The 20,895-nt window shown below is 31.7% G+C and carries 16 protein-coding genes, 1 tRNA gene and 1 rRNA gene; all 18 read left to right on the top strand.

All coding sequences use genetic code 11. The features are described 5' to 3' along the window. Positions 1 to 114: 114 nt before the first annotated feature. The 18 genes from rrf to K337_RS0100090 all read left to right on the top strand — a co-directional run bounded on the left by rrf (position 115) and on the right by K337_RS0100090 (position 20,869). Positions 115 to 231 (top strand): 5S ribosomal RNA (gene rrf, locus K337_RS0100005). A gap of 24 nt (positions 232 to 255) precedes the next feature. Then, a tRNA-Lys gene (locus tag K337_RS0100010) sits at positions 256 to 331 on the top strand. A 170-nt stretch (positions 332 to 501) separates the two neighbouring features. After that, entirely contained in the window at positions 502 to 1,077 is a 576-nt protein-coding gene (gene gmhB / locus K337_RS0100015; protein ID WP_028854795.1) for a D-glycero-beta-D-manno-heptose 1,7-bisphosphate 7-phosphatase, read from the top strand. Between the two features lie 41 nt (positions 1,078 to 1,118). After that, complete coding sequence (locus tag K337_RS0100020) at positions 1,119 to 2,414, top strand: UDP-N-acetylmuramoyl-tripeptide--D-alanyl-D-alanine ligase (RefSeq protein ID WP_028854796.1); 1,296 nt, start codon at positions 1,119 to 1,121, stop codon at positions 2,412 to 2,414. An 11-nt stretch (positions 2,415 to 2,425) separates the two neighbouring features. Then, complete coding sequence (gene mraY / locus K337_RS0100025; protein WP_028854797.1) at positions 2,426 to 3,499, top strand: phospho-N-acetylmuramoyl-pentapeptide-transferase; 1,074 nt, start codon at positions 2,426 to 2,428, stop codon at positions 3,497 to 3,499. Positions 3,500 to 3,593: 94 nt separating this feature from the next. Next, positions 3,594 to 4,919 carry a UDP-N-acetylmuramoyl-L-alanine--D-glutamate ligase gene (murD, locus tag K337_RS0100030; RefSeq protein ID WP_028854798.1) on the top strand — a complete coding sequence of 442 codons (1,326 nt, stop codon included), beginning with the start codon at positions 3,594 to 3,596 and terminating at the stop codon, positions 4,917 to 4,919. A 43-nt stretch (positions 4,920 to 4,962) separates the two neighbouring features. Further along, on the top strand, positions 4,963 to 6,033 hold the full coding sequence (gene murG, locus K337_RS0100035) for an undecaprenyldiphospho-muramoylpentapeptide beta-N-acetylglucosaminyltransferase (RefSeq protein ID WP_028854799.1): 1,071 nt from the start codon (positions 4,963 to 4,965) through the stop codon (positions 6,031 to 6,033). Beyond that, positions 6,034 to 7,362, top strand: coding sequence for a UDP-N-acetylmuramate--L-alanine ligase (murC, locus tag K337_RS0100040; RefSeq protein ID WP_028854800.1), 1,329 nt, complete (start codon positions 6,034 to 6,036; stop codon positions 7,360 to 7,362). Further along, complete coding sequence (gene murB / locus K337_RS0100045; RefSeq protein ID WP_028854801.1) at positions 7,359 to 8,201, top strand: UDP-N-acetylmuramate dehydrogenase; 843 nt, start codon at positions 7,359 to 7,361, stop codon at positions 8,199 to 8,201. The genes murC and murB overlap by 4 nt, the downstream gene beginning before the upstream one ends. Positions 8,202 to 8,211: 10 nt before the next feature. Beyond that, positions 8,212 to 9,081 carry a D-alanine--D-alanine ligase gene (locus K337_RS0100050; protein ID WP_028854802.1) on the top strand — a complete coding sequence of 290 codons (870 nt, stop codon included), beginning with the start codon at positions 8,212 to 8,214 and terminating at the stop codon, positions 9,079 to 9,081. Positions 9,082 to 9,153: 72 nt separating this feature from the next. Then, positions 9,154 to 9,843 carry a cell division protein FtsQ/DivIB gene (locus tag K337_RS0100055; protein WP_028854803.1) on the top strand — a complete coding sequence of 230 codons (690 nt, stop codon included), beginning with the start codon at positions 9,154 to 9,156 and terminating at the stop codon, positions 9,841 to 9,843. Further along, on the top strand, positions 9,840 to 11,141 hold the full coding sequence (gene ftsA, locus K337_RS0100060) for a cell division protein FtsA (RefSeq protein ID WP_028854804.1): 1,302 nt from the start codon (positions 9,840 to 9,842) through the stop codon (positions 11,139 to 11,141). Before K337_RS0100055 ends, ftsA begins: the two co-directional genes overlap by 4 nt. A gap of 26 nt (positions 11,142 to 11,167) precedes the next feature. Continuing rightward, the gene (gene ftsZ / locus K337_RS0100065; RefSeq protein WP_028854805.1) at positions 11,168 to 12,226 is read left to right on the top strand and encodes a cell division protein FtsZ; all 1,059 of its coding nucleotides are present in this window, start codon (positions 11,168 to 11,170) and stop codon (positions 12,224 to 12,226) included. Positions 12,227 to 12,364: 138 nt separating this feature from the next. Then, positions 12,365 to 12,649, top strand: a complete 285-nt coding sequence (gene rpsF / locus K337_RS0100070) for a 30S ribosomal protein S6 (RefSeq protein WP_028854806.1) — start codon at positions 12,365 to 12,367, stop codon at positions 12,647 to 12,649. A gap of 35 nt (positions 12,650 to 12,684) precedes the next feature. Further along, the gene (locus K337_RS0100075; RefSeq protein ID WP_245584857.1) at positions 12,685 to 13,125 is read left to right on the top strand and encodes a single-stranded DNA-binding protein; all 441 of its coding nucleotides are present in this window, start codon (positions 12,685 to 12,687) and stop codon (positions 13,123 to 13,125) included. A gap of 18 nt (positions 13,126 to 13,143) precedes the next feature. Continuing rightward, a complete protein-coding gene (rpsR, locus tag K337_RS0100080) occupies positions 13,144 to 13,368 on the top strand; it encodes a 30S ribosomal protein S18 (RefSeq protein ID WP_028854808.1) in 225 nt (74 codons plus the stop codon). A gap of 210 nt (positions 13,369 to 13,578) precedes the next feature. Beyond that, positions 13,579 to 14,106 (top strand): hypothetical protein, encoded by a 528-nt coding sequence (locus K337_RS0100085; RefSeq protein WP_028854809.1) that lies wholly within the window; start codon positions 13,579 to 13,581, stop codon positions 14,104 to 14,106. Next, complete coding sequence (locus K337_RS0100090) at positions 14,090 to 20,869, top strand: vWA domain-containing protein (RefSeq protein WP_156877289.1); 6,780 nt, start codon at positions 14,090 to 14,092, stop codon at positions 20,867 to 20,869. The genes K337_RS0100085 and K337_RS0100090 overlap by 17 nt, the downstream gene beginning before the upstream one ends. The last annotated feature ends 26 nt before the right edge of the window (positions 20,870 to 20,895 follow it).

The following is a 20,895-nucleotide window of genomic DNA, read 5'->3' on the forward strand; positions in this document are numbered from 1 at the left end:
AAAAACATTATTATATAGTTTTGAATGTTTAACCGTAAAGGTCATCACCAAAACACTAAGATTTATTTAATAAATCAAGGGTTTTGCGATAACAATATTCAATAAGAAAGTAAGCTTGGTAAGAAAAGCTACGGGGGTACACCTGGTCACATTCCGAACCCAGAAGTTAAGTCCGTAAACGCCGAAAGTACTTAGGGGGCAGCCCCTTGGGAGGATAGGAACTTGCCAAGTCTTTTTTATTTTTTGTAAAAATATGCGCCACTAGCTCAGCTGGTAGAGCACTCGACTTTTAATCGAGTTGTCACAGGTTCAAACCCTGTGTGGCGCACCATAATGAATAAATATCGGAGCCATCAATTAATTTTGATGGCTTTTTTGTTGCTTAAAATATAGAATATTGAAATTTTATACAATAAATGTCTATTTTTTAAATAAAATCTGTTATAAAGTGCAAAAATTTTATATAATATAAGGGATGAAAATTATAATGGGAGGATTCTTGTGAAAAAATGTGTTTTTTTGGATAGGGACGGGAATATAAATGTTGAAAAAGATTATCTTCATAAAGTAGAAGAGTTTGAATTTATAGATGGAGCAAGAGAAGCAATAAAAATATTCAATGATCTAGGTTATTTAGTTGTGGTAGTAACAAATCAGTCTGGAGTAGCCAGAGGTTATTATGATGAAAATAGTGTAAAAACTTTGCATGATTACCTTCAAAAGGAAGTGCAAAAGATAGGAGGGCATATAGATGGATTTTATTATTGTCCGCACCACCCAGAAAAAGGTATAGGTGAATATAAATTAAATTGCAATTGTAGAAAACCTGAACCTGGAATGTTTTTACAGGCACAAAAAGATTTAGATATAGATTTTTCTTCTTCAATCATGGTAGGAGATAAAATTAGTGATGTAAAAGGTGGAGAAAACCTGGGGATGAGATCTATTTTGGTGAGAACAGGTCATGGATTAGAAGAGGAGAAAACAATAAAAAACTCTTGTGAGATCCATGAAAATCTATATGAGTTTGCAAAGGAATTAGAACGAGAGTCAAAAACTCACCGTAAGAATGATTGAGTTAAAGGTTAAAAATTGTTATAATAAGGAGATATAGAAGTATGCATAAATTAAATTTTTTTAATGAAATGTTTCCAAATAAAAAACATCTTAAAGATATTAAAATAGGAGAAATCCTTATAGATAGCAGGAAGGTAAAAAAAAATGATATTTTTATCGGAATAAGATCTGGAAATGAATATATTAAAGATGTGTTGGAAAAAGGCGCTTGTTTGGTGTTTTATGATGATATAAATATTAAAATAGAGGATGAGAGAGCAATCTATGTAGAAGATAGTATCTTATTCTTACAGGAGTTAGCTAAAAACTATAGGGAAAGTTTGGATGTAACAGTGATAGGGATTACCGGTAGCGAGGGAAAGACTTCTACAAAGGATATCCTCTATTCTATCTTATCGGCAAAGTATAAAGGGAAGAAGACTCAGGGGAACTACAACAACCATATAGGTTTGCCACTAACCCTCCTACAATTAGAGGAAGATGACAAGTTTATAGCCTTAGAGATGGGAATGAGTAATTTAGGAGAGATTAGACGGTTAGGAGAGATAGCTAGTCCTGACTATGCCATAGTGACTAATATAGGGGATTCTCACTTGGAGTTTTTAGAAAACAGAGATAATGTTTTTAAGGCGAAAACAGAGATTTTTGAATTTGTAAAACCAGAATTTAGAGTGGTTTATGGAGATGATCCTTATTTTAAAGATGCAGAAACTGTAAGAGTAGGGAAAAACGAAGATAATGATTATATCATAAAGGATTTTTATCAGGATAAAAGAGGTGGAGAATTCAAACTATTTTTTTCAGGTCAAGAAATGGATGTGAAAACTAACCTGTATGGAGAATATAACTCTATAAATATAGCCTTAGCAATGACAGTAGCTCTAAATGTAGGAGTTTCCAAGGAAGAAATTTTAGATGCCTGCAAAGATCTAAAGTTGACAGGAATGCGATTTGAAAGGGTTGAAAAAGGTGGGAAAGTTTTTATAAATGATGCTTATAATGCCAGCCCGGTAGCTATGAAAGTATCTTTAGAAACTTTCAATGAAATTTTTAAAGATGATTATAAGGTAGCTGTATTAGGAGACATGCTGGAATTAGGAAAAGAAAGTATAAAGCTTCATGAAGGATTGTCTGAGACTATAGAAAAGTTAAATTTAGATGAGATCTATTTAGTGGGAAAAGAGATGAAAAGTTTATATATAAAATTGGATCATAAAAAATGTTTTTATTTTGAAACTGTGGAAGAAATAAGAGACAGGATAAAGTTGGTGAAAGATGGAGCTGCAGTGTTTTTAAAGGCTTCAAATGGTATTTGTTTAAATAAAATTTTAGATTAGGAGAATGGTAGATGTTATATTATTTGGCGGAAAAGTATGAAAGTTTAGCGTATTTAAAATCGATTTATTTGAGAGGATTCTTGGGGTTTGCTATATCACTTATGATTGTTATGATCTTAGGAAAACCGTTTATAGCTTATTTAAGGAAGGAAAAAATAGGAGACGAAGCAAAGGATGTAGGGCCAGAAACACATTTTACGAAGACGGGAACTCCTACAATGGGAGGAGTATTAATAGTCTTCTCTGCAACAATAACTAATTTAATTGTGGGAAATCTGACTAATAAATTTAATTTGATGTTACTTCTGTGTATGCTTTTATTCAGTGGTATAGGTTTCTTAGATGATTATAGAAAATTAACAGTTTGTAAAAAAGGTTTATCAGGTAGAAAAAAGATGATAGGTCAGGCGTTAATAGCAGTTCTGACTTGGCTATTTATAATTAAATTTGGAATATCGGAAACGGAATTAGATTTTGGAATAATGAATCCATTTTCAAAGAATTATCTGTATATAGGAGCGGCTCCATTATTAGGGTGGATACTTTTAGTACTAATAGGAAGCTCAAATGCTGTAAATATAACAGATGGATTAGATGGGTTAGTGATTATGCCGGTAATTATTGCGGCGTCCATTCTAGGGCTGATAGCATACTTTACAGGACATACAGAGTTAAGTCAGCATTTTGATCTTTACTATATAGCAGGGACAGGGGAAATTACAGTATTCTTAACTGGTTTAATAGGGGCAGGATTAGGGTTTTTATGGTTTAATTTTTATCCAGCTGAAATTTTTATGGGAGACACGGGGTCTCTGATGTTAGGTGGATTATTGGGTGTAGTTGCAATATTTTTGAGACAGGAACTACTGTTTCTTTTAATTGGATTTGTATTTGTAGTAGAAGCGGTATCTGTAATATTACAAGTAGGTTCATATAAGATGAGAAAAAAAAGGATATTTAGGATGGCTCCTATCCATCATCACTTTGAATTGCAAGGTTTAGCAGAAACTAAGGTAACTATTAGGTTTTGGATAATAGGACTATTGTGTGGAATAGGAAGTTTGATAATTCTAAAATTAAGATAAAAAAATTAAGAATAAGGTTTATCGTAAGGGTGTTTTATAAACTACCCTTACGGAAACCTATAAATCTCTGAAAAAAGATAAAGGTGGTAATAAGATGAAAAAAGCTATGATATATGGTGCTGGAATAAGCGGTAAAAATGTAATTAAATTACTTGAAGAGATCAAATGGGAAACAGTACTTGTAGATGACAAAAATGGTGTTTCGTCTACAGATGCGGTAGCTTATTTAGAAGGGGTAGACCTGTTTGTAAAAAGTCCAGGGATACCCTATAACGATCTAATAAAAAAAGCGAAAAAAAAAGGTATTAAAATAGTGAATGAGATAGAGGTATCTTATAACTATATGAAAAAAACTTCTGAAACAAAAATTATAGCTATTACAGGAACCAATGGAAAGACAACAACAACAAGTAAGTTAGCTGGATTATTAAATGCAGCAGGAATTAGAAGTATAGCAGCAGGGAATATAGGAACTCCATATTCAGAAGCTGTTTTAGAAAAAGACAAATATGAATATATAGTTTTAGAATTGAGCTCCTACCAGCTGGAAAATTTATATGAATTTAAAGCTGATATAGCTATGATAATCAACCTTGCTCCCGATCATTTAAACAGATATAAAGATGCAGACGAATACTACGATACAAAATTTAATGTGGGAATGAATCAGAATTTAGGAGATAAATTTATAGTAAATATAGATGACCCAGAGATAATGAAAAGGTTAGATAGAGTAAAGGGAGAGATTTTGAAACTTTCTTTAGAAGAAAATACTGATATCTATGTATCTGAAAACAACCTATATTTTGAAGGGAAGCAAGTAACCACTATAGAAAATTTTTCGTTAAAAGGAAGACATAACTTACAAAATATGTTGTTTGTTGTAGGAGCTGCAAAATTAATTGGTATAGATAATAATGTCATAATAAATTTTTTAGAAAATACCGAGAGTTTGGAGCATAGAATGGAGGATTTTTATACCTATAAAAATCAAAATAATGCTGTAAAGTTTATAAATGACTCCAAAGGAACTAACTTGGAATCAACAATGAAGGCCATAGGAGCTTTCGAAAAACCAATACTCATATGCGGCGGGTGTGATAAAAACCTAGAATTAACACCCCTAATTGAGGAGATAAAAAAAAGTGTAAAAGAAGTATATTTAATAGGAGAATTGGCTCCTAAACTAGAGAGAGAATTATTGGCTGTAAACTATCCCAAAGAGGATATTTATAACTTAAAAACTCTGGAAAAAGTGATGATTACACTGGAGAAAAAAATCAAAAATATGGATGCTAAAAAAGATCTAACAATTCTTCTATCACCGGCTACTTCGAGCTTTGATCAATTTAAAAGTTTTGAAGAGAGGGGAAAAGTATTCAAAAAATTGGTTTTGGAAAGGTTTAAAGAAAAGAATTAATAACTATAATTAGACGAGATTGAAAACCGTCAGGGAGATATATATGAAGAAAATAATTTTAACAGCAGGAGGAACAGGTGGCCATATCTATCCTGCCTTGGCAGTAGCACATGAGTTGAGAAAGAAAAATATAGACTTACTTTTCATAGGGACTAGCCATAGGATGGAAAAAGAAATAGTTCCAAATGCAGGACATAAATTTATAGGCTTAGATGTTTTACCTCTAAGAAATTTTAAATCGATAATAAAAGTCTTAAAAGCTACAAAAAAAGCTATATCGACATTAAGGAAAGAAAAGCCTGATGCAGTGATTGGGTTTGGAAACTATATATCTATCCCTACCCTGTTAGGTGCAATAATTTTAAGAATCCCTATATACCTTCAAGAGCAGAATGTTACCTTAGGGCTGGCTAATAAGATATTTTATAGGTTTAGTAAAAAGATGTTTTTAGCCTTTGATCTAACCTATGACGAATTACCTTCAAAATATCAATCGAGACTACAGGTTACAGGAAACCCACTGAGAAAGGAATTTTATACTCTAAATCCTCATACTGAAAGGGAAAAGATAAAATTAGAAGATCATGAAAAGATGATCCTTATTATGGGTGGAAGTTTAGGAGCTAGAAGTATAAATGAAGCATTGATCAAAGAATGGGATTCATTTTTAAAGGAAAAAAATACGAGGATATATTGGGCTACCGGGGAAAAAAACTACGAAGAGGTTATGTCTAAACTATCTAAATATAAATTAACAGATCAGATAAAACCATACTTTGAAAATATGGCTAATATAATGTGTGCTGCTGATTTGGTGTTATGCAGGTCGGGAGCATTGACAATCTCAGAATTGATAGAGTTAGGGAAACCGTCGATATTAATACCATATCAGCTTCGTGAAGTTGGACAGTTTGAGAACACTAAGATCCTTTCAGAGAACAAGGCTAGTTTAATCTATAAAGATGGAGAAGCTCAAAATGCCGTTAGAATGGCTTTGGAATTGATAAAAAATGAACATGAATTAACAGAGATGAAAGCAGCATTAAAAAGAATGAAAAAAGGAAATTCAGCAGAAAAAATAGTGGATGCTTTAGAGATTTGGGGGAATAAATAGATGAAAAAAGTATTTTTTATAGGAATAAATGGAATAGGTATGAGTGGTTTAGCTAAGATAATGGCTAAGAGTGGATACTGTGTGAGTGGATCAGATCAAACTAAAAAAGATGTAAGTATAGAACTTGAAAGTTTAGGAGTTAAAATTCATTATAAACATGATGCGAAAAATATAGAAGGTATTGACCTGGTAGTGAGATCAAGTGCTATTAAAGAGGGAAACCCAGAATATAAATATGCTACGGAAAATGGAATAGAAGTTATAAAAAGAGGGGAACTTTTAGCCAGGTTATTTAACAGCAAATCAGGAATAGCTGTAGCTGGGACTCATGGAAAAACTACTACTAGTTCGATGTTAGGAGCTGTAATGTTGCCACTTGATCCATCTATTGTAGTGGGAGGAATCTTACCAGAGATAAACTCTAATGCTTGTTGTGGTACAGGAGAATTTTTGATAGCAGAAGCAGATGAAAGTGATAATTCATTTTTATATCTACTACCGGAATACTCTATCATAACTAATATAGAGGCAGATCATTTAGAAAATCATGGTAGCTTTGAAAATATAAAAAAATCATTTATACAATTTTATGAGCAGACTAAAAAACTGACACTGCTTAATATAGACTGCTTGGAATCAGACAATATACTAGGATCTGAAGATAAAATTTTAACTTATAGTATCGAGAAAAAAGCCGGAATATATGCAGATAATATCAAAATAATAGATGGGAAGAGTGTCTATGATGTGATCTTAGATGGTAAACTTTTGGGAGAATTTAGATTGTCTGTACCTGGAAGCCATAATATCTCTAATAGTTTAGGAGTAATATATCTAGCTTATACTCTGGGAGTATCTTTAGAGGAGATAAAAGTCAGACTGGAAAAATTTAAAGGTGCTAAGAGAAGATATGATATTCTTTTAGATGGAGACACAAGGATCATAGATGATTATGCACATCATCCAACTGAGATAAGAGCCACGTTGGAAGGTGCCAAAAAAATAGAAACTAAGAAAATTACAGCGATCTTTCAACCTCATAGATACAGCAGAGTAAAATTTTTATATGAAGAGTTTAAAGGTTGTTTCGATCTGGCAGATGAAGTGATTTTACTTCCTGTATACTCTGCAGGAGAGGAAGATATCTATGGAATTACGTTGGAAAAATTAGCTGCTGATATCTATACTTCTGGAGATACAAAGATTTTAACTACTGTGGAAGAAATATTAGAAGAAATAAAAGGTGAAGACAGGACCTATATCTTTATGGGTGCTGGAACAATATCGCAGATGGCATATGAGGTAGTTGAAAAGTTGGAGGTAAGATGAAAATATATAAATACCACCATATGAGAGAATATTCTAATATGAAGATTGGTGGGAACGCTAAAGAAATGATAATAATAGAGAAAAAAGAAGAATTGGTTGAAGTTTTAAAAACCAGGGAAAAAACTTTCCTTATAGGTAACGGGACCAATACATTGATTCCAGATAGAGATATGGATATATCTTTTATAAGTTTAAATAAATTAAATAGGAAAGAGGATCTAGGGGACGGAAGAGTTTATGTAGAATCGGGATTAAATTTTGACGATTTAATTGATTTTATAGAAGAGAAAAATTATTCAGGATTAGAAAATTTAGCCGGGATTCCAGGAAGTGTAGGAGGCCTGATCTATATGAATGGAGGAGCCTATGGTTCTGAAGTTTTTGACCATATAGAAGAGGTTGAGATCATAGATGAAAATTTTGAAATTAGAAAAATAAAGAAATCAGAGATCTATGTGACTTATAGAAATACAGAGATTCAGAAAAAAAACTGGATAGTTATAAGTGCTGTATTTAAATTTGAAATGGGATTTGATAAAGAAAGAGTTTTGGAGTTAAAGGAGAAGAGGGAAGCTAGACACCCTTTGAGTATGCCTAATTTAGGAAGTACTTTTAAAAATCCTGAGGGACATTTTTCAGCTAAACTGATAATTGCTGCCGGAGTGCAAGGGCACAGAGTAGGAGATATGCAAGTTTCCAATGTCCATCCAAATTTTTTGGAAAATCATGGAAATGCTAAATATAATGATGTCATTGAGATAATCAGGATCGTAAAGGAAAAAGTAAAACTAGATTCAGGGATTGAACTAGAGGAAGAGATTGTAATTATTGAAGATTAGGAGAAAAAATATGAAAATAGCAGTATTGATGGGGGGGATCTCCTCAGAAAGAGAGATATCACTAATGAGTGGAGGAGCTATATTACAGGGACTTCTAAATTTAGGATATGATGCCTTTAAGATAGATCTAGTGGAAGAAAATTATTTGACTGCACTTATGGAAAATGAATATGACTTAGCATATATAGCTTTACACGGTGAGTTCGGTGAAGATGGAAGAGTGCAGGCAGTCTTAGATATTTTAAAAAAGCCATACACAGGATCAGGTGTAACAGCCAGTGCTGTATCTATGGATAAAGTTTTAACTAAAATAATTGCAGATGATTTTGGAATTAAAACACCAATGAAGTATACTAATATAGATGATATAAAAAAATATCCAATAGTCATAAAACCTTCTAAAGAGGGGTCTAGTGTAGGACTCTACATTTGTCAAAACTCAGAGGAAGCAGAAAAAGCAGCAGAAAAATTAAAAGGAATAGATCTGGTGCTAGAGGAATTTATTGCCGGGGAAGAGCTGACTGCTGGAATATTAAATGGAGAAAAGTTAGGAGTAGTGAAGATAATACCTAATTCAGGAACCTATGATTTTGAATCAAAATATACAGTTGGAAAAACTATATATGAAGTTCCTGCTATAATAGAAGAAAACTACTATGAAGAAGCTATGGATATTGCATCTAAAGTGCATGATATATTAAATCTTAGAGGTATGAGTAGGAGTGATTTTATTCTTTCTAAAGACGGATTATATTTTTTAGAGGTGAACACAAGTCCTGGGATGACCACTACAAGCTTATTACCTAAATTAGGAAAGCTAAAAGGTTATAGTTTTGAAATGATATTGGAAAAAATGGTATTAGATGCAACAAAATTATAATAGTTTTATGTATATATTGTAAAAAATAGATAAAAATGTTATATTTAAAATAATAGACTAGGTGAAATGAATATGAAAAAAATATTGCAAATAATATTCATAGGGATAATCTGTTGGTATACCTATACTAAGTACGGAGACTTTAAAAAAGCCTCCTTATTTGACGTTACCGAAGTAAACCTAAAGGTTAAAAATGTAGAACTAATAGATGATTTAGCTGATAGTATAGAAAACTTGAAGGGTAAAAATATATTAGAGATAGACAAAAATAAAATAAAGAATAAAATATTAGAGGATGTAAGGGTAAAAGATGTAGTTATAAAAACTCAGATGCCCGATATTTTATTATTCGATATAAAGGAAAAGGAACCTTATGTATATATAGAATATAAAGATAGAATTTATATATCCGATGAATTGGGGAAAATATATGGGTATATGAAAGAGAGTAAAAAATATAATATGCCACTATTTAGGATAGAAAATGAGAAAGAGATAAAGGAATTTATTGCAGTTATGGGGAAAATTAGTTTTAAAGATGAAATATCCCAGATATATAAAGTAAGCAATGGAATAGCAGTCACAACAAATACAGGGCTTAAAATAATCACAAATATAGATGTAGAGAGTAAAAAATATGGGGTTGTAAAGAAATTATACGATCAAGTAAAGCCTCAAAATAAGAGGGATAAAAAGATAGAGTATATTGATTTGAGGTTTGAAGACTACATTATAAAAAGGATAGAGGGTGATCGAAGATGATGAGAAGGATAAGAACGGGAATAGATATAGGGTCATCTAAAACAACTATTATTGTAGGAGAATTATATGATTCTGGGAAAAACATAAAGGTACTGGGGCAGACTATTGTTCCATCTAACGGAATAAAAAAAGGTGAAATAATAGATGGAGAACTGTTCAGTAGAACCTTGAGATTAGGAAAAGAAAGGCTGGAAGACAAGCTTGGAGTGGTAATAAAAAAAGCCACTATAGGAGTCAGTGGAAGTGATATAAAATCTAGTACTACAGAGATTGAGTATAAGCTTTCCGATGAGGATATAGAAGTTACTGAAGATCACTGTGATCAAATTTTTGAGATATCTAAAGAGAAAGTAGTTAAAGACGATGAACAAGTGATTGCCAAGGAGATTTATAACTACAGGGTAGACGAATCTGGAATAATGAAAAATCCAGTGGGGAAAGTAGGAAATAAATTAAAGGTGAATGTTCATCTGATAAGAATCCCTAAATTAAAGGTGAAAAAAATAGTAGAAACACTAAATAAAGCAAAGATAGAGGTGGACAGCCTCATATATAATGGGGAAGCATCTTCAAAAGCTACTCTAAAAAAAATAGATAAAGTAAACGGTGTAGCATTGGTAGATATTGGATATGGTTTGACAGAGATAACTATCTTTAAAAATAACAGGCTTATCAATACAAATGTAATACCTATAGGTGGGATGCACTATGTTAATGACCTTAAATATGTGTTAGAATTAAATCAAGAGGTAGTGAAAAACCTTCTATTGGAAATAAAAAATAAAGATATAGATGAAAAAATTACTGTATCTTATTTAGAAAATGGAGAAAGTCTGACAAAGACCTTTGAAGTAAGATATTTAAGGGAGATAATGGATGCTAGAACCGATGAGATATTAGAATATATTTCAAAAAGTATAGAAGCTTCTGGGTACAAAGAATACCTGAAAAATGGTGTTGTATTAGCTGGAGGAGTTGTAGGAGATTATGGAATTTTAGAAAAGTTAAAAGCTTTACTGGATTATGATATCAGAATAGGGACAACTATTAAGATAGATGGAATGACAACTACACTAAAAAATCCTGCTTGTATTACAGGAATGGGAGTATTGCTTACAGCTCTTGAAGATGAATACAGCGATCTGCAAAAAACAAATGTAGAGGATAAGGTAGAGGAAGAAAAAGAGAAAGAAAAAATAGAAATTGTGAATAAAGTAGAAAAAAAAGAAGCAGTCAAGAAAAAGGCTGAAACTAGAGGTCCGTCTAAATTTAAAAAATGGTTGGGAAATTTTATATAGAGTCTATAGTCTAAGGAGGAAGTTGGATGATACACACAAATGAGCATTTGGTGAAGATAAAGGTAATGGGGATAGGGGGTTCCGGAGGGAATGCGATAAATGATATGATTGAAGCAGGAGTGACAGGAGTAGAATATATTGCAGCCAATACAGATGCCCAAGATCTACACAATTCTTTAGCTGATATAAGAATACAGTTAGGGGAAAAATCAACAAGAGGTTTGGGAGCAGGAGCTAATCCAGAGATTGGAAAACAAGCAGCAGAGGAAGATTTAGACAAGATAAAAACTCTATTAGAAGAAACAGATATGTTATTTATAACGTCTGGAATGGGTGGAGGTACAGGTACAGGTGCAGCTCCGGTAATAGCTAGAGTAGCAAAAGAAATGGGAATTCTAACTGTTGCAGTAGTTACAAAACCGTTTACTTTTGAAGGAAAGAGTAGAATGAAAAATGCAGATTTAGGAATAGTTAACCTAAAAGAATCTGTAGATGCACTTATTATCATACCAAATGATAAATTGTTTGAACTACCAGAAAAAACTATAACATTACAAAACGCTTTCATGGAAGCTAATAATGTTTTAAAAATTGGAATTAAAGGTCTGGCTGACCTTATACTAAAGACAGGATTAATAAACTTAGACTTCGCTGATATTAAAACGACTATGTTAGATTCAGGGATAGCTATGATAGGATTTGGAGAGATGGAAGGAGAAAATAGAGCGATTAAAGCTACTGAAAAAGCTCTTCAAAGTCCATTATTAGAAAAATCAATATCTGGAGCTAGTAAGATATTAATCAATATATCTGGATCATCGGCACTGGGGTTAAATGAAGCTTTTGCAATATCAAATATGGTAAAGGAAGCTGCAGGGAAATCTGTAGATGACGTAATGTTTGGTGTTACAACTGACGATGAGATGGGAGACAGATTACAAGTAACTTTAGTTGCAACTAACTTTAGTGATGAATCAACAGAAAAAAAAGTAGTAGCTATAGAAAAACCAAGTTTAGCTAAAACAGTAGAGAAAAAAGAAGAGGAAGATTTAGAGATTCCAGCATGGATGAGAAGAAATAATTAATATAAAAAACTAACCTATAAAATGTAGGTTAGTTTTTTATTTATCCTTGCTTTACTTTTACAGATATGATATAATATATGCACCCTGTTTGAGTGATTTATTACTTGGACAAAATCCAGAGGGAAGGAGGTCAAATTGATGACAAATTACGAAATAATGTACATTATTAACCCAACAGTTATGGAGGATGCCAGAGGTGCTATCATTGAGAAAGTAGAAACTATCTTAACAGCAGCAAACGCAACTGAATTAAAAACTACAAAAATGGGTGAAAGAAAGTTAGCTTATCCAATCGAAAAGAAAGGAACAGGTTTCTACGTATTAACTACGTTCAAAGCTGAAGGGCAAAACTTACAAACAGCAGAAAACAAGTTAAACATTACTGAAGAAGTTATGAGATACATCATCGTTAAGAATAAGTAATTCTTAATTCAATAATTGTTTAATAGGAGGCTATTATGTCTATGAACTTAGTGGTTTTAACTGGTAGACTTGTTAGAGATCCAGAATTAAAGTATGGACAAAGTGGAATGGCTTATTGCAAATTCACACTAGCAGTCAATAGAATGAGAAAAGATGATCCAGCAGATTTTATTAGTTGTGCTGCCTTTGGTAAGACAGCTGAATTGATTGGAGAATACCTAAGAAAGGGTAACAATACCGGAGTACAAGGTAGAATTCAAACAAGTACTTATGAAGTTAATGGTGAAAAAAGATACAGAACAGAAGTTATTGTTGATAGAATCGAATTTTTAGAGTCTAGAAACAGTGGAGCTAATAGTTTTGAATCTGATTCAAATTCTAAACCAAAAACAACAAATAGCTATAATCAACCAAAGTATACAGAACCAAAGCAATCGGGCGTTGTCGAAGAAGAAGATGACGAATTCCCGTTCTAATTTTAGGAGGTGACTGAGTTGGCAGAATTCAGAAAGAGAAGAAAAAGAGCAAAATTAAGAGTTAAAGCTGAAGAGTTAAACTATAAGAATGCAGATTTATTAAAGAGATTCATGTCTGATAAAGGTAGAATCAATCCTGCAAGAGTAACTGGTGCAAGTGCTAAGTTACAAAGAAAGTTAACTAGAGCAATAAAGAGAGCTAGAAACATTGCTTTATTACCTTACACAAACATAGAGAAGTAAGAAGTTACTTTTGGAGCCAAGAAATTATTTCTTGGCTTTTTTTGTAACTATAAAAAAAGATAACAAAATTGATATTTCATAGTAAAAAAGTCGAAAATAAGGTAGAATTAAAAATAAATAGTGGTAAAAATTAAAATTCTTAAACTTTTTAATAGAGATGCAAGATATATTGAGAAACAAAAAACTATGAGATCGATGGAGGGGAGAAATATGAAAAAAAGATATTTAATAATAGGAATTGTATTACTTGGAATTTTAGCGATATTTATACTATATCCAAAAAAAGAAAAAGAAATAATAAAAACTAGGCAAGAAATAATGGAGATAGAGAAAGAAAAAAAAATACAAGAAAATTTAAAAGAAACTAAAAAAGAGATGGATGAAACTATAAAAAGAAATAAAGCTATAATAAAAGAGATGGAAGTGCAGGAAAAAGAGGAAGGAAAATATTTAGAGGCGGTAAAAAAAGAAATTTTGGCTGAAAAAGATGAAGTTAAAAAAGTAGAAAAATTAGACGGCTTATTAGTGGAGATAGATAAGTACAAGTATAGTAGGGAATTAAGTATACCGGCATTGGTAGAATTGAAGGAAAAATTATCAGAAAATGAGACTAGGAAAATAAACGAAAGACTTTATAAACTATACAGAAGTACAGATGAATTTGATAAGGCAGAGGAGATAAAGAGGGAATTAAACGGGGGAGGAAATATAATTGGGGAAGATGAAGAGGAACTATAGGATATTTGTATTATTTTTATTGATGAGTATAAATATTTTTGCATTAAGTTACGAAAGAGTTATAATACAAGAAATTGATCTGAAAAATTATGATGAAATAAAGGTAAATTTAGTCACTATAACGGATAATAATATGAAAAAATTGGAACTTTTAAATGTAAGGGAACTTAGAGAGGGAACTGAAATTTCTTATGATAATATTATGATTTCTACTAAGATTAAATTAGAAAATATAAGAATAAATGGAAAAAGCTATAGAGTAACAAATAATAAAATAAGGATAGATGGTAGAGAACAATATGTATATGGCTGGGTAGGGACTTATAAGACAAAATTTGCACAGGAGGAAGGGAAACAGCGAAAGATATTTTTTAAAGAAAAAAGACACCTTATATCTGGTGGAAATCCGTCTAAATATAATTTGTCAAAAACTTATATAGAACCCCTTAAAATTACACCCTTGCCGAAAGAACAATATATTTATTCACAGATAATAAAGGCAAACTTAGTTAATTCAGATAAGTATATAATTGATTTTTATGAAAATGTAGATACGATAAAAACGATAGATGAAGATGGGAGTTTGGAGGAAATATTAAAATCAGATGGTGGATATAGTGGAGCGGATAATTTTAGTCAACAAGAACAGGAAAGATATAACTATTTTGGGAATCCTAAATCTGTCATAGAATTTAATCTGAAAGATACTTCAGAAACACCTAAAAATGGTAAATTTAAACTATCGATTGAAGAAAATAATGTATTAAAAAGGAAGATAAATGAAAATTATATAATACCTGTTCCTACAACTGATTTTGAGGAGCAGGATTTAGAAAGGTCTAAAAATACATTTACCTATGAAGATGAGTATGAGCTAGAGAATTTAAAGGCGTATAAATATCAAGAAGTGGTGTTTAGGTTATATACAGGATCTAAGCATGATGGGATAAGGCCGATAAAAAAAATACAAGAAAATGTTTTGAATGACGACAGTTATGTAGATTTTATTTTTGAAAATAATGGGTCTGTACAAGAAGTAGAAAAAGATGGGATAAAAGGAAGGTTTATAGAGGGAAAATTTGAATTAATAGGCTTAGAAGATGGAGAATCTTATAAACTAGATTTTTATACGTTGAGGTATAGAAATAATAATAAGACTGGAAATTATACTGCTGTAACTTATGAAAGTAGTTTAGGATTTACAGGGAAAAATATGTCCTCTTTAGACAGTGATATTTGGCTAGAAGATATAGATATCTCTGAATATAAAACCATAAAATTAAATATGACTTCTATAACTACTCAAGAAGTAAAAGAGGTAGAAGTTTTAAGATTAATTGAAACTAGAAATAGTCATAATAATGCTGAAAAAGAAGAATATACTAATATTAAAACAATTAAGCAAAGTTTAGAAAATGTATGGGTAGAAGGGAAAGAGTACCCAGTAGTAGATAATAAAATCATATTGGATGATGGCACAGAAAAATATGCATATAAATGGAGTGGAATTTATATTACGAAATTTATCCAAGAAGAAGGAAAGTCTAGGAATTTAAACATTGGGACTAGAAGATATCTTGTTAAAAAACAAGATACTGACGAAGAATATGCTGATGTATGGTTAGATGGAATGTATATTGAACCAATGCCGGTAGAAGTGGATACAGGGTATTCTCATCAGTGGATAATGTTTGAATTTAATCCTGATAAAGAGTTTAAAAATCAAAACTATAAAATTGAAGACAGAGTCTTAACTCCTAAAAGGGAAGGGTATAGGCAATTAAAAACCATTGATTATGGAAGTAGTTTGGATGATTATTTGTATGGGAAAAATGAACATACTTTAAAAGAAGAGTTTAGTTATAGTAATGGAGTGTGGGGTTACCCGAAAAAAAATAATTCTACAGGATTGATAATTGAAAAGACTATTACTGAATCCAAGGGAAATTTAAAAGGTGAAGATGACAGTGAATTAGTCTTTTACACCGATAAAAAAGGAAATGGGATAGAGAAATTAGGAGAAATAGGTAATAAGGTAACTTATAGGTGGAATGAAGGACCATTGAATACCAACGGGGAAATCTTAAACTATGATAAGGTTATTTTTAGGATAACCAAGAAAAGTAGTGGTGCAGATTATTCATGGAACCCATATATAAATGACAACCCAATAAATTATGTAGACGAAACAACAGAAGGAAACCATAGGTTGGAAGAGTTTTTATTTGGAAATGAGAACTATGTGGATTTAGTGTTAGATGCCAGTACCAGTAAAACCATAACACTTAATAACGCCATAATTTCATATGAACAAACCAATAAGGAGCTTCGAATAGTGGGACTGCCGGTAGGAGGTTATACTATTGAATTTTATAGTGTAAAAAGAGGTCATGATGGTGGATATAAAGTTATTACTTATGAAAATCAGGATGAATTTAAGATGGATATATCAGATATTGCAGGTCCTGATTTTGAGAAAGAGAATAATATCCATAAGATCGATTTTATAACTACAGGAGAAGAAAAAGGAAATATTCAGGTAAATGTAAACTTTATCACTAAAATGGAGAGATCGATAAATCTAACGGTTGATAATCTGAAATCCGGTACTTTTAATCTTGAAGAAATAAATGAAGGAACAGGAGAAAAAGAGGGGATTGGAGAGGATGGAAAAATAAGCTTAAAGGAATCGGATATGAAAAAGTTTTTATTTCCTTTGGATGTTATTTTTGTTATAGATAATTCTGGTTCTATGCAAAATGAGATAGATAATGTTAAAAATGGGTTATCAGCCTTTGGACAAAAGTTATTAGATAGAGGTTTTGATGTGAAATACAATCTAATTACTTTTGGACCTCAACAGACGTCTGGAACTATAGGTAATTGGGCTAACAATATCGCCGAATATAAAGATCGTTATGGTTATTATTATTATATGGCAACCTATAAAAGTGGATGGTTTGATGGATCAAAATTAGGGAAAACATCATCTCCTGAAAATGATTTGGAAGAATTAACAGATGCTTTTAGCAGGATTAGAGCAGGTGGTGGATATCCATATGGGCAGGAAAATAGTGCATGGGGAATTCACAATGCTATAGAAAAACTTCGTGAAAACGGCAGATACCTGAGCTATTCTGGAGAAATAGTAGAGGACAGTGCTAAAGGATATATGCCGTCAGAGAAGATGATAATCTTCCTAACCGACGAAAATATGGATGGAGAGAATCTGCCCAGTGGATATGATGAGGATGATGTATTAGAAAAGTTATATTCTAAATTAAATGGGACATACAATGGAATGCCGGATAATATAGATTTAAATGGTATTTTTCATGTAAAAAAAGATGGAAATACTGCTGAAGGAGCAAATGAATATTTAACTAGATATGATGACGTACCAGGTTTGGGTTATAAATATACTTCTGGATATAAAGAAAAAAAAGAGTGGCTTTATTATTCCAAAAAAGAATGGATAAATCAAGGATGGATAAGGAAAGAGCAGTGGGATAGATATTATGCAAATAACCCAGATTATAGAATGGAAGATGAATCTATTTATTACAGCTATGGATATTGGAGAAGAATGGGCCATATGTGGAAATATGAGTGGGAAAGAGGAGGATATGCAAATAATCCAGATTATAGAATAGATAGAAGTAATACTAATAAAGTGTGGTATTCTAAACGTGAATGGCAGCAACAACGGCAACCTATATCAAGAGAATATTGGAACACTTATTATGTAAATAACGAAAACTACAGGATAGATGAAGAGCATGTTCTTTATAGTTATGCACAATGGACTTCTCAAAGAGCTATAACCAGAGAAGAGTGGGAGCAAAATTATGAAGGAGATTCAGATTATAGATTGGACAGAGTTGTTGACTTAGGCGGAGAATGGATAGAGTACGATGACAATGAAACTCCTATATTGGGAATAGATCCGGCAGATGACGGTGATATCTCCCATACTGACTTTAAATACTACAATACTGCCAATAACTTCTTCATGTATGAGATGGGATCTAGAGGAGAACATGTAAGTAAGGCTTTAGATTTGGCTATAAATAATCTGGGGATTATCCAGAGGTGGGAACTTTCTTATTTGACACCATTCAATGAATATGATGGTACCACTAGAACAATTGATTTTGAATTGGTAAATCTTATAGGGAAAGACGGGACACCTGTTAATAGAAAAATTACTAATTTAAACCAAGAGGAAGATAAACAATATACTGTGAAAGAGGAAAAGTTAGCCCTGGAATTTGAAGATCCCAGTGTAGATAATCTGGAGCTATCCATAATAGACGGCAGGGGAACAATAACTTTCTTAGGAAAGGCAAGATATACAGATTATGATGATAGTAATCAACCAATAATAGTAGAGGATATGATAAAAGAGTACAAATTAGATGTATTAGATAGTAGTAATAAATTATTATTCAGCAGAAATACAGACAATATTGAGATGAGTCTATCTAATAAGGAAAATTTAGAAGATACCTTTGGAGAACAAGGATGGTATCAATTTAAAGTTATATTGACAGAAGATGAAATACAGATATTGATAAATTCAGAAACTGTAAAATCCACTGAAAAAATCAATTTAGAAGCAACAATAGTTACTGATTTATTTAATAAAACAAGAATATTGCAGAATGTAGAAGTGGATCTGTCTACTCCTGAGGTTACAAATATAAGTTTAGAAAATAAAACGCTCTTTAATTTTTTAAATACAATGTACTCTCTAGATAAAAATAAAACTTTTCCTACAGATCAGGCGGGAAATTATTCAGGATATGATGTTGAAATAGGAATGAACTATGTAATTCCAAATGATGGAAACTATGGAAAGAGTGGAGATAAGATAGATCTTGAATTGATAGTAGAAGGAAAAAATATCGACGAATATGATGTAGCTAAAGGTATCGGGATAGATGGATGGTCAAACCCCAAAATAGAACCTTATAGTAATAATGCTAGTCATAAATTGAAAAAATTTAAAGTTAGTTGGAAAAATGAAGTTATTTCCATTAGTGGAGCAAGCAATGCAGTTGTGAAAAATGATATAAAAAATCAATTTGGGTTTACAGCATCACAGGATATAACGGTGTTGAAGTTTGACAATGAAATAGAGGTATTTCCTAAAGTGACAGGAATACAAATAATAGATAATATCTACTATGTGAATTCTGATTATAATATTGATCTGGGAACAGCTGATACTGGTCTTAGGAGTGGAATAGCAATACTTGATTATGATAAAACTCAAGCAGATACTACAAAAGATGGGGATTATTATGGAAAGTATGAAAAATATTATGAAATAGAGAAACCGATCTTTGGAGGAGGAACCAGATCTGGTTCCATTCCGGTAGTTATAGACAGTGGTGATAATCATTCAACAGATGGAGAGTATAGTACTCAAGTATACGGTATGAGTAGAAGTGGAAAATTAGATGGTGTAACTAATTATTTTGATGGTGATTTTAAAACTGTTATGAAAAATAGTTCTAGTGGTGAAAATATCATAGTAAGAGTAGACACAGTAGCTCCTGGAGTAACTAATATATCGGTAGAAGAATCCAATGAAACTTCAGATGAAAATTATTATAATTTTGATGTATCATTTGATATTGAAGACTTCAATGCTAGTTATAAAAAACTGGATGAGAATATCAAAGGTGGATATTTATTAAAATTAAAAAATGATAACACAGAAATTTTAGATGAACCAGTTTATGATGGAAATAAAACTGTAGCTTATAAGATTAAAGTTAAAAAACCAAAAGTTTCAAATGGGTTAATAACAGAAGTTACAATAATAGCAGAGGATAAAGCGGGGAATCGAAAAGAAGAAAAAGTAAAGATTAGAGTACCAAAGGATATTAAATTAAAAGTTTATGAAGAGATTCAAGGCTGGGGTAATGGGAAAAAAACAAAGATCAAAGATTCTGAGAGAGAGTATATCTTTACAAAAGGAGGAGCGATTTCTTTAATTAATGATCCGGTAATATATGCTGTTGTTCCAAAAAGTACAGGGCCAGATGATGATACTAAGATAACCAAATTAAAAATTGAAAAATTAAATGAAAGTGAAAATCCTGTGGCGGAAAAAATATTAGATTTGTCGGGAGGATCAGAAAATGTTGAGATAAAATTTAATTTTTCCAGAGAAGGGAAAAATAGAGTAAGGGTAACCCCAATAAGCAAAGTTGGTATAGAGGGGAAACCTAAAGAACTCAATTTTATACTAGATACCAGAATAAATACCTCTTATTTAGACAATGAAATAATAGGCAGCTTAAAGGGGGGAGATGTTGAAATAGATCTCTCTAAGATAGAAGAGTTGTCTGGTGTAGAAGGCTATGAATATATTTTTTCTGTAGAAGGAAAAGTATCTGAAAAAGTTATAAAAAGAGGTTTAAAAGGAAAATCATTCGTTACTCCTAAAGAAGGGTCTATAAGTGGAACAGAAATAATTGACACTTCTACATTTATAGGCGGATCAAATGGGATATTACTCTTTACAGTCTATGATAATCTCGGACATAGGAAAACTTTTGAAAAAACTTATTTTATACCAAAAGAATCTGACGGAATAATCGCTAAGATAAGCGGTGAAGCAAAACAGAGGGAGAGTAAATTAAGAATAGTAACAAGCGGAATCGAATTAGAGAGCACTATAGATAGAAGTAGTGAATATGAAAGTGATGATGAAAATGAAGACAGTGAAGATAGTTTAAACAAGATTTAAAAAACAAAGAAGAAGATCTAAAATTA

It is taken from the genome of Psychrilyobacter atlanticus DSM 19335 (genome assembly GCF_000426625.1).
Taxonomy (GTDB): domain Bacteria; phylum Fusobacteriota; class Fusobacteriia; order Fusobacteriales; family Fusobacteriaceae; genus Psychrilyobacter; species Psychrilyobacter atlanticus.

Excerpts from the sequence above, each read along its gene's own strand:
- rpsF (WP_028854806.1), top strand. The coding sequence starts at position 12,365 with ATGACAAATTACGAAATAATGTACATTATTAACCCAACAGTTATGGAG.
- K337_RS0100055 (WP_028854803.1), top strand. The coding sequence starts at position 9,154 with ATGAAAAAAATATTGCAAATAATATTCATAGGGATAATCTGTTGGTAT.
- murD (WP_028854798.1), top strand. The coding sequence starts at position 3,594 with ATGAAAAAAGCTATGATATATGGTGCTGGAATAAGCGGTAAAAATGTA.
- K337_RS0100090 (WP_156877289.1), top strand. The coding sequence starts at position 14,090 with ATGAAGAGGAACTATAGGATATTTGTATTATTTTTATTGATGAGTATA.
- ftsA (WP_028854804.1), top strand. The coding sequence starts at position 9,840 with ATGATGAGAAGGATAAGAACGGGAATAGATATAGGGTCATCTAAAACA.
- murC (WP_028854800.1), top strand. The coding sequence starts at position 6,034 with ATGAAAAAAGTATTTTTTATAGGAATAAATGGAATAGGTATGAGTGGT.
- K337_RS0100050 (WP_028854802.1), top strand. The coding sequence starts at position 8,212 with ATGAAAATAGCAGTATTGATGGGGGGGATCTCCTCAGAAAGAGAGATA.
- K337_RS0100075 (WP_245584857.1), top strand. The coding sequence starts at position 12,685 with ATGTCTATGAACTTAGTGGTTTTAACTGGTAGACTTGTTAGAGATCCA.
- K337_RS0100085 (WP_028854809.1), top strand. The coding sequence starts at position 13,579 with ATGAAAAAAAGATATTTAATAATAGGAATTGTATTACTTGGAATTTTA.
- ftsZ (WP_028854805.1), top strand. The coding sequence starts at position 11,168 with ATGATACACACAAATGAGCATTTGGTGAAGATAAAGGTAATGGGGATA.
- K337_RS0100020 (WP_028854796.1), top strand. The coding sequence starts at position 1,119 with ATGCATAAATTAAATTTTTTTAATGAAATGTTTCCAAATAAAAAACAT.
- murG (WP_028854799.1), top strand. The coding sequence starts at position 4,963 with ATGAAGAAAATAATTTTAACAGCAGGAGGAACAGGTGGCCATATCTAT.
- mraY (WP_028854797.1), top strand. The coding sequence starts at position 2,426 with ATGTTATATTATTTGGCGGAAAAGTATGAAAGTTTAGCGTATTTAAAA.
- murB (WP_028854801.1), top strand. The coding sequence starts at position 7,359 with ATGAAAATATATAAATACCACCATATGAGAGAATATTCTAATATGAAG.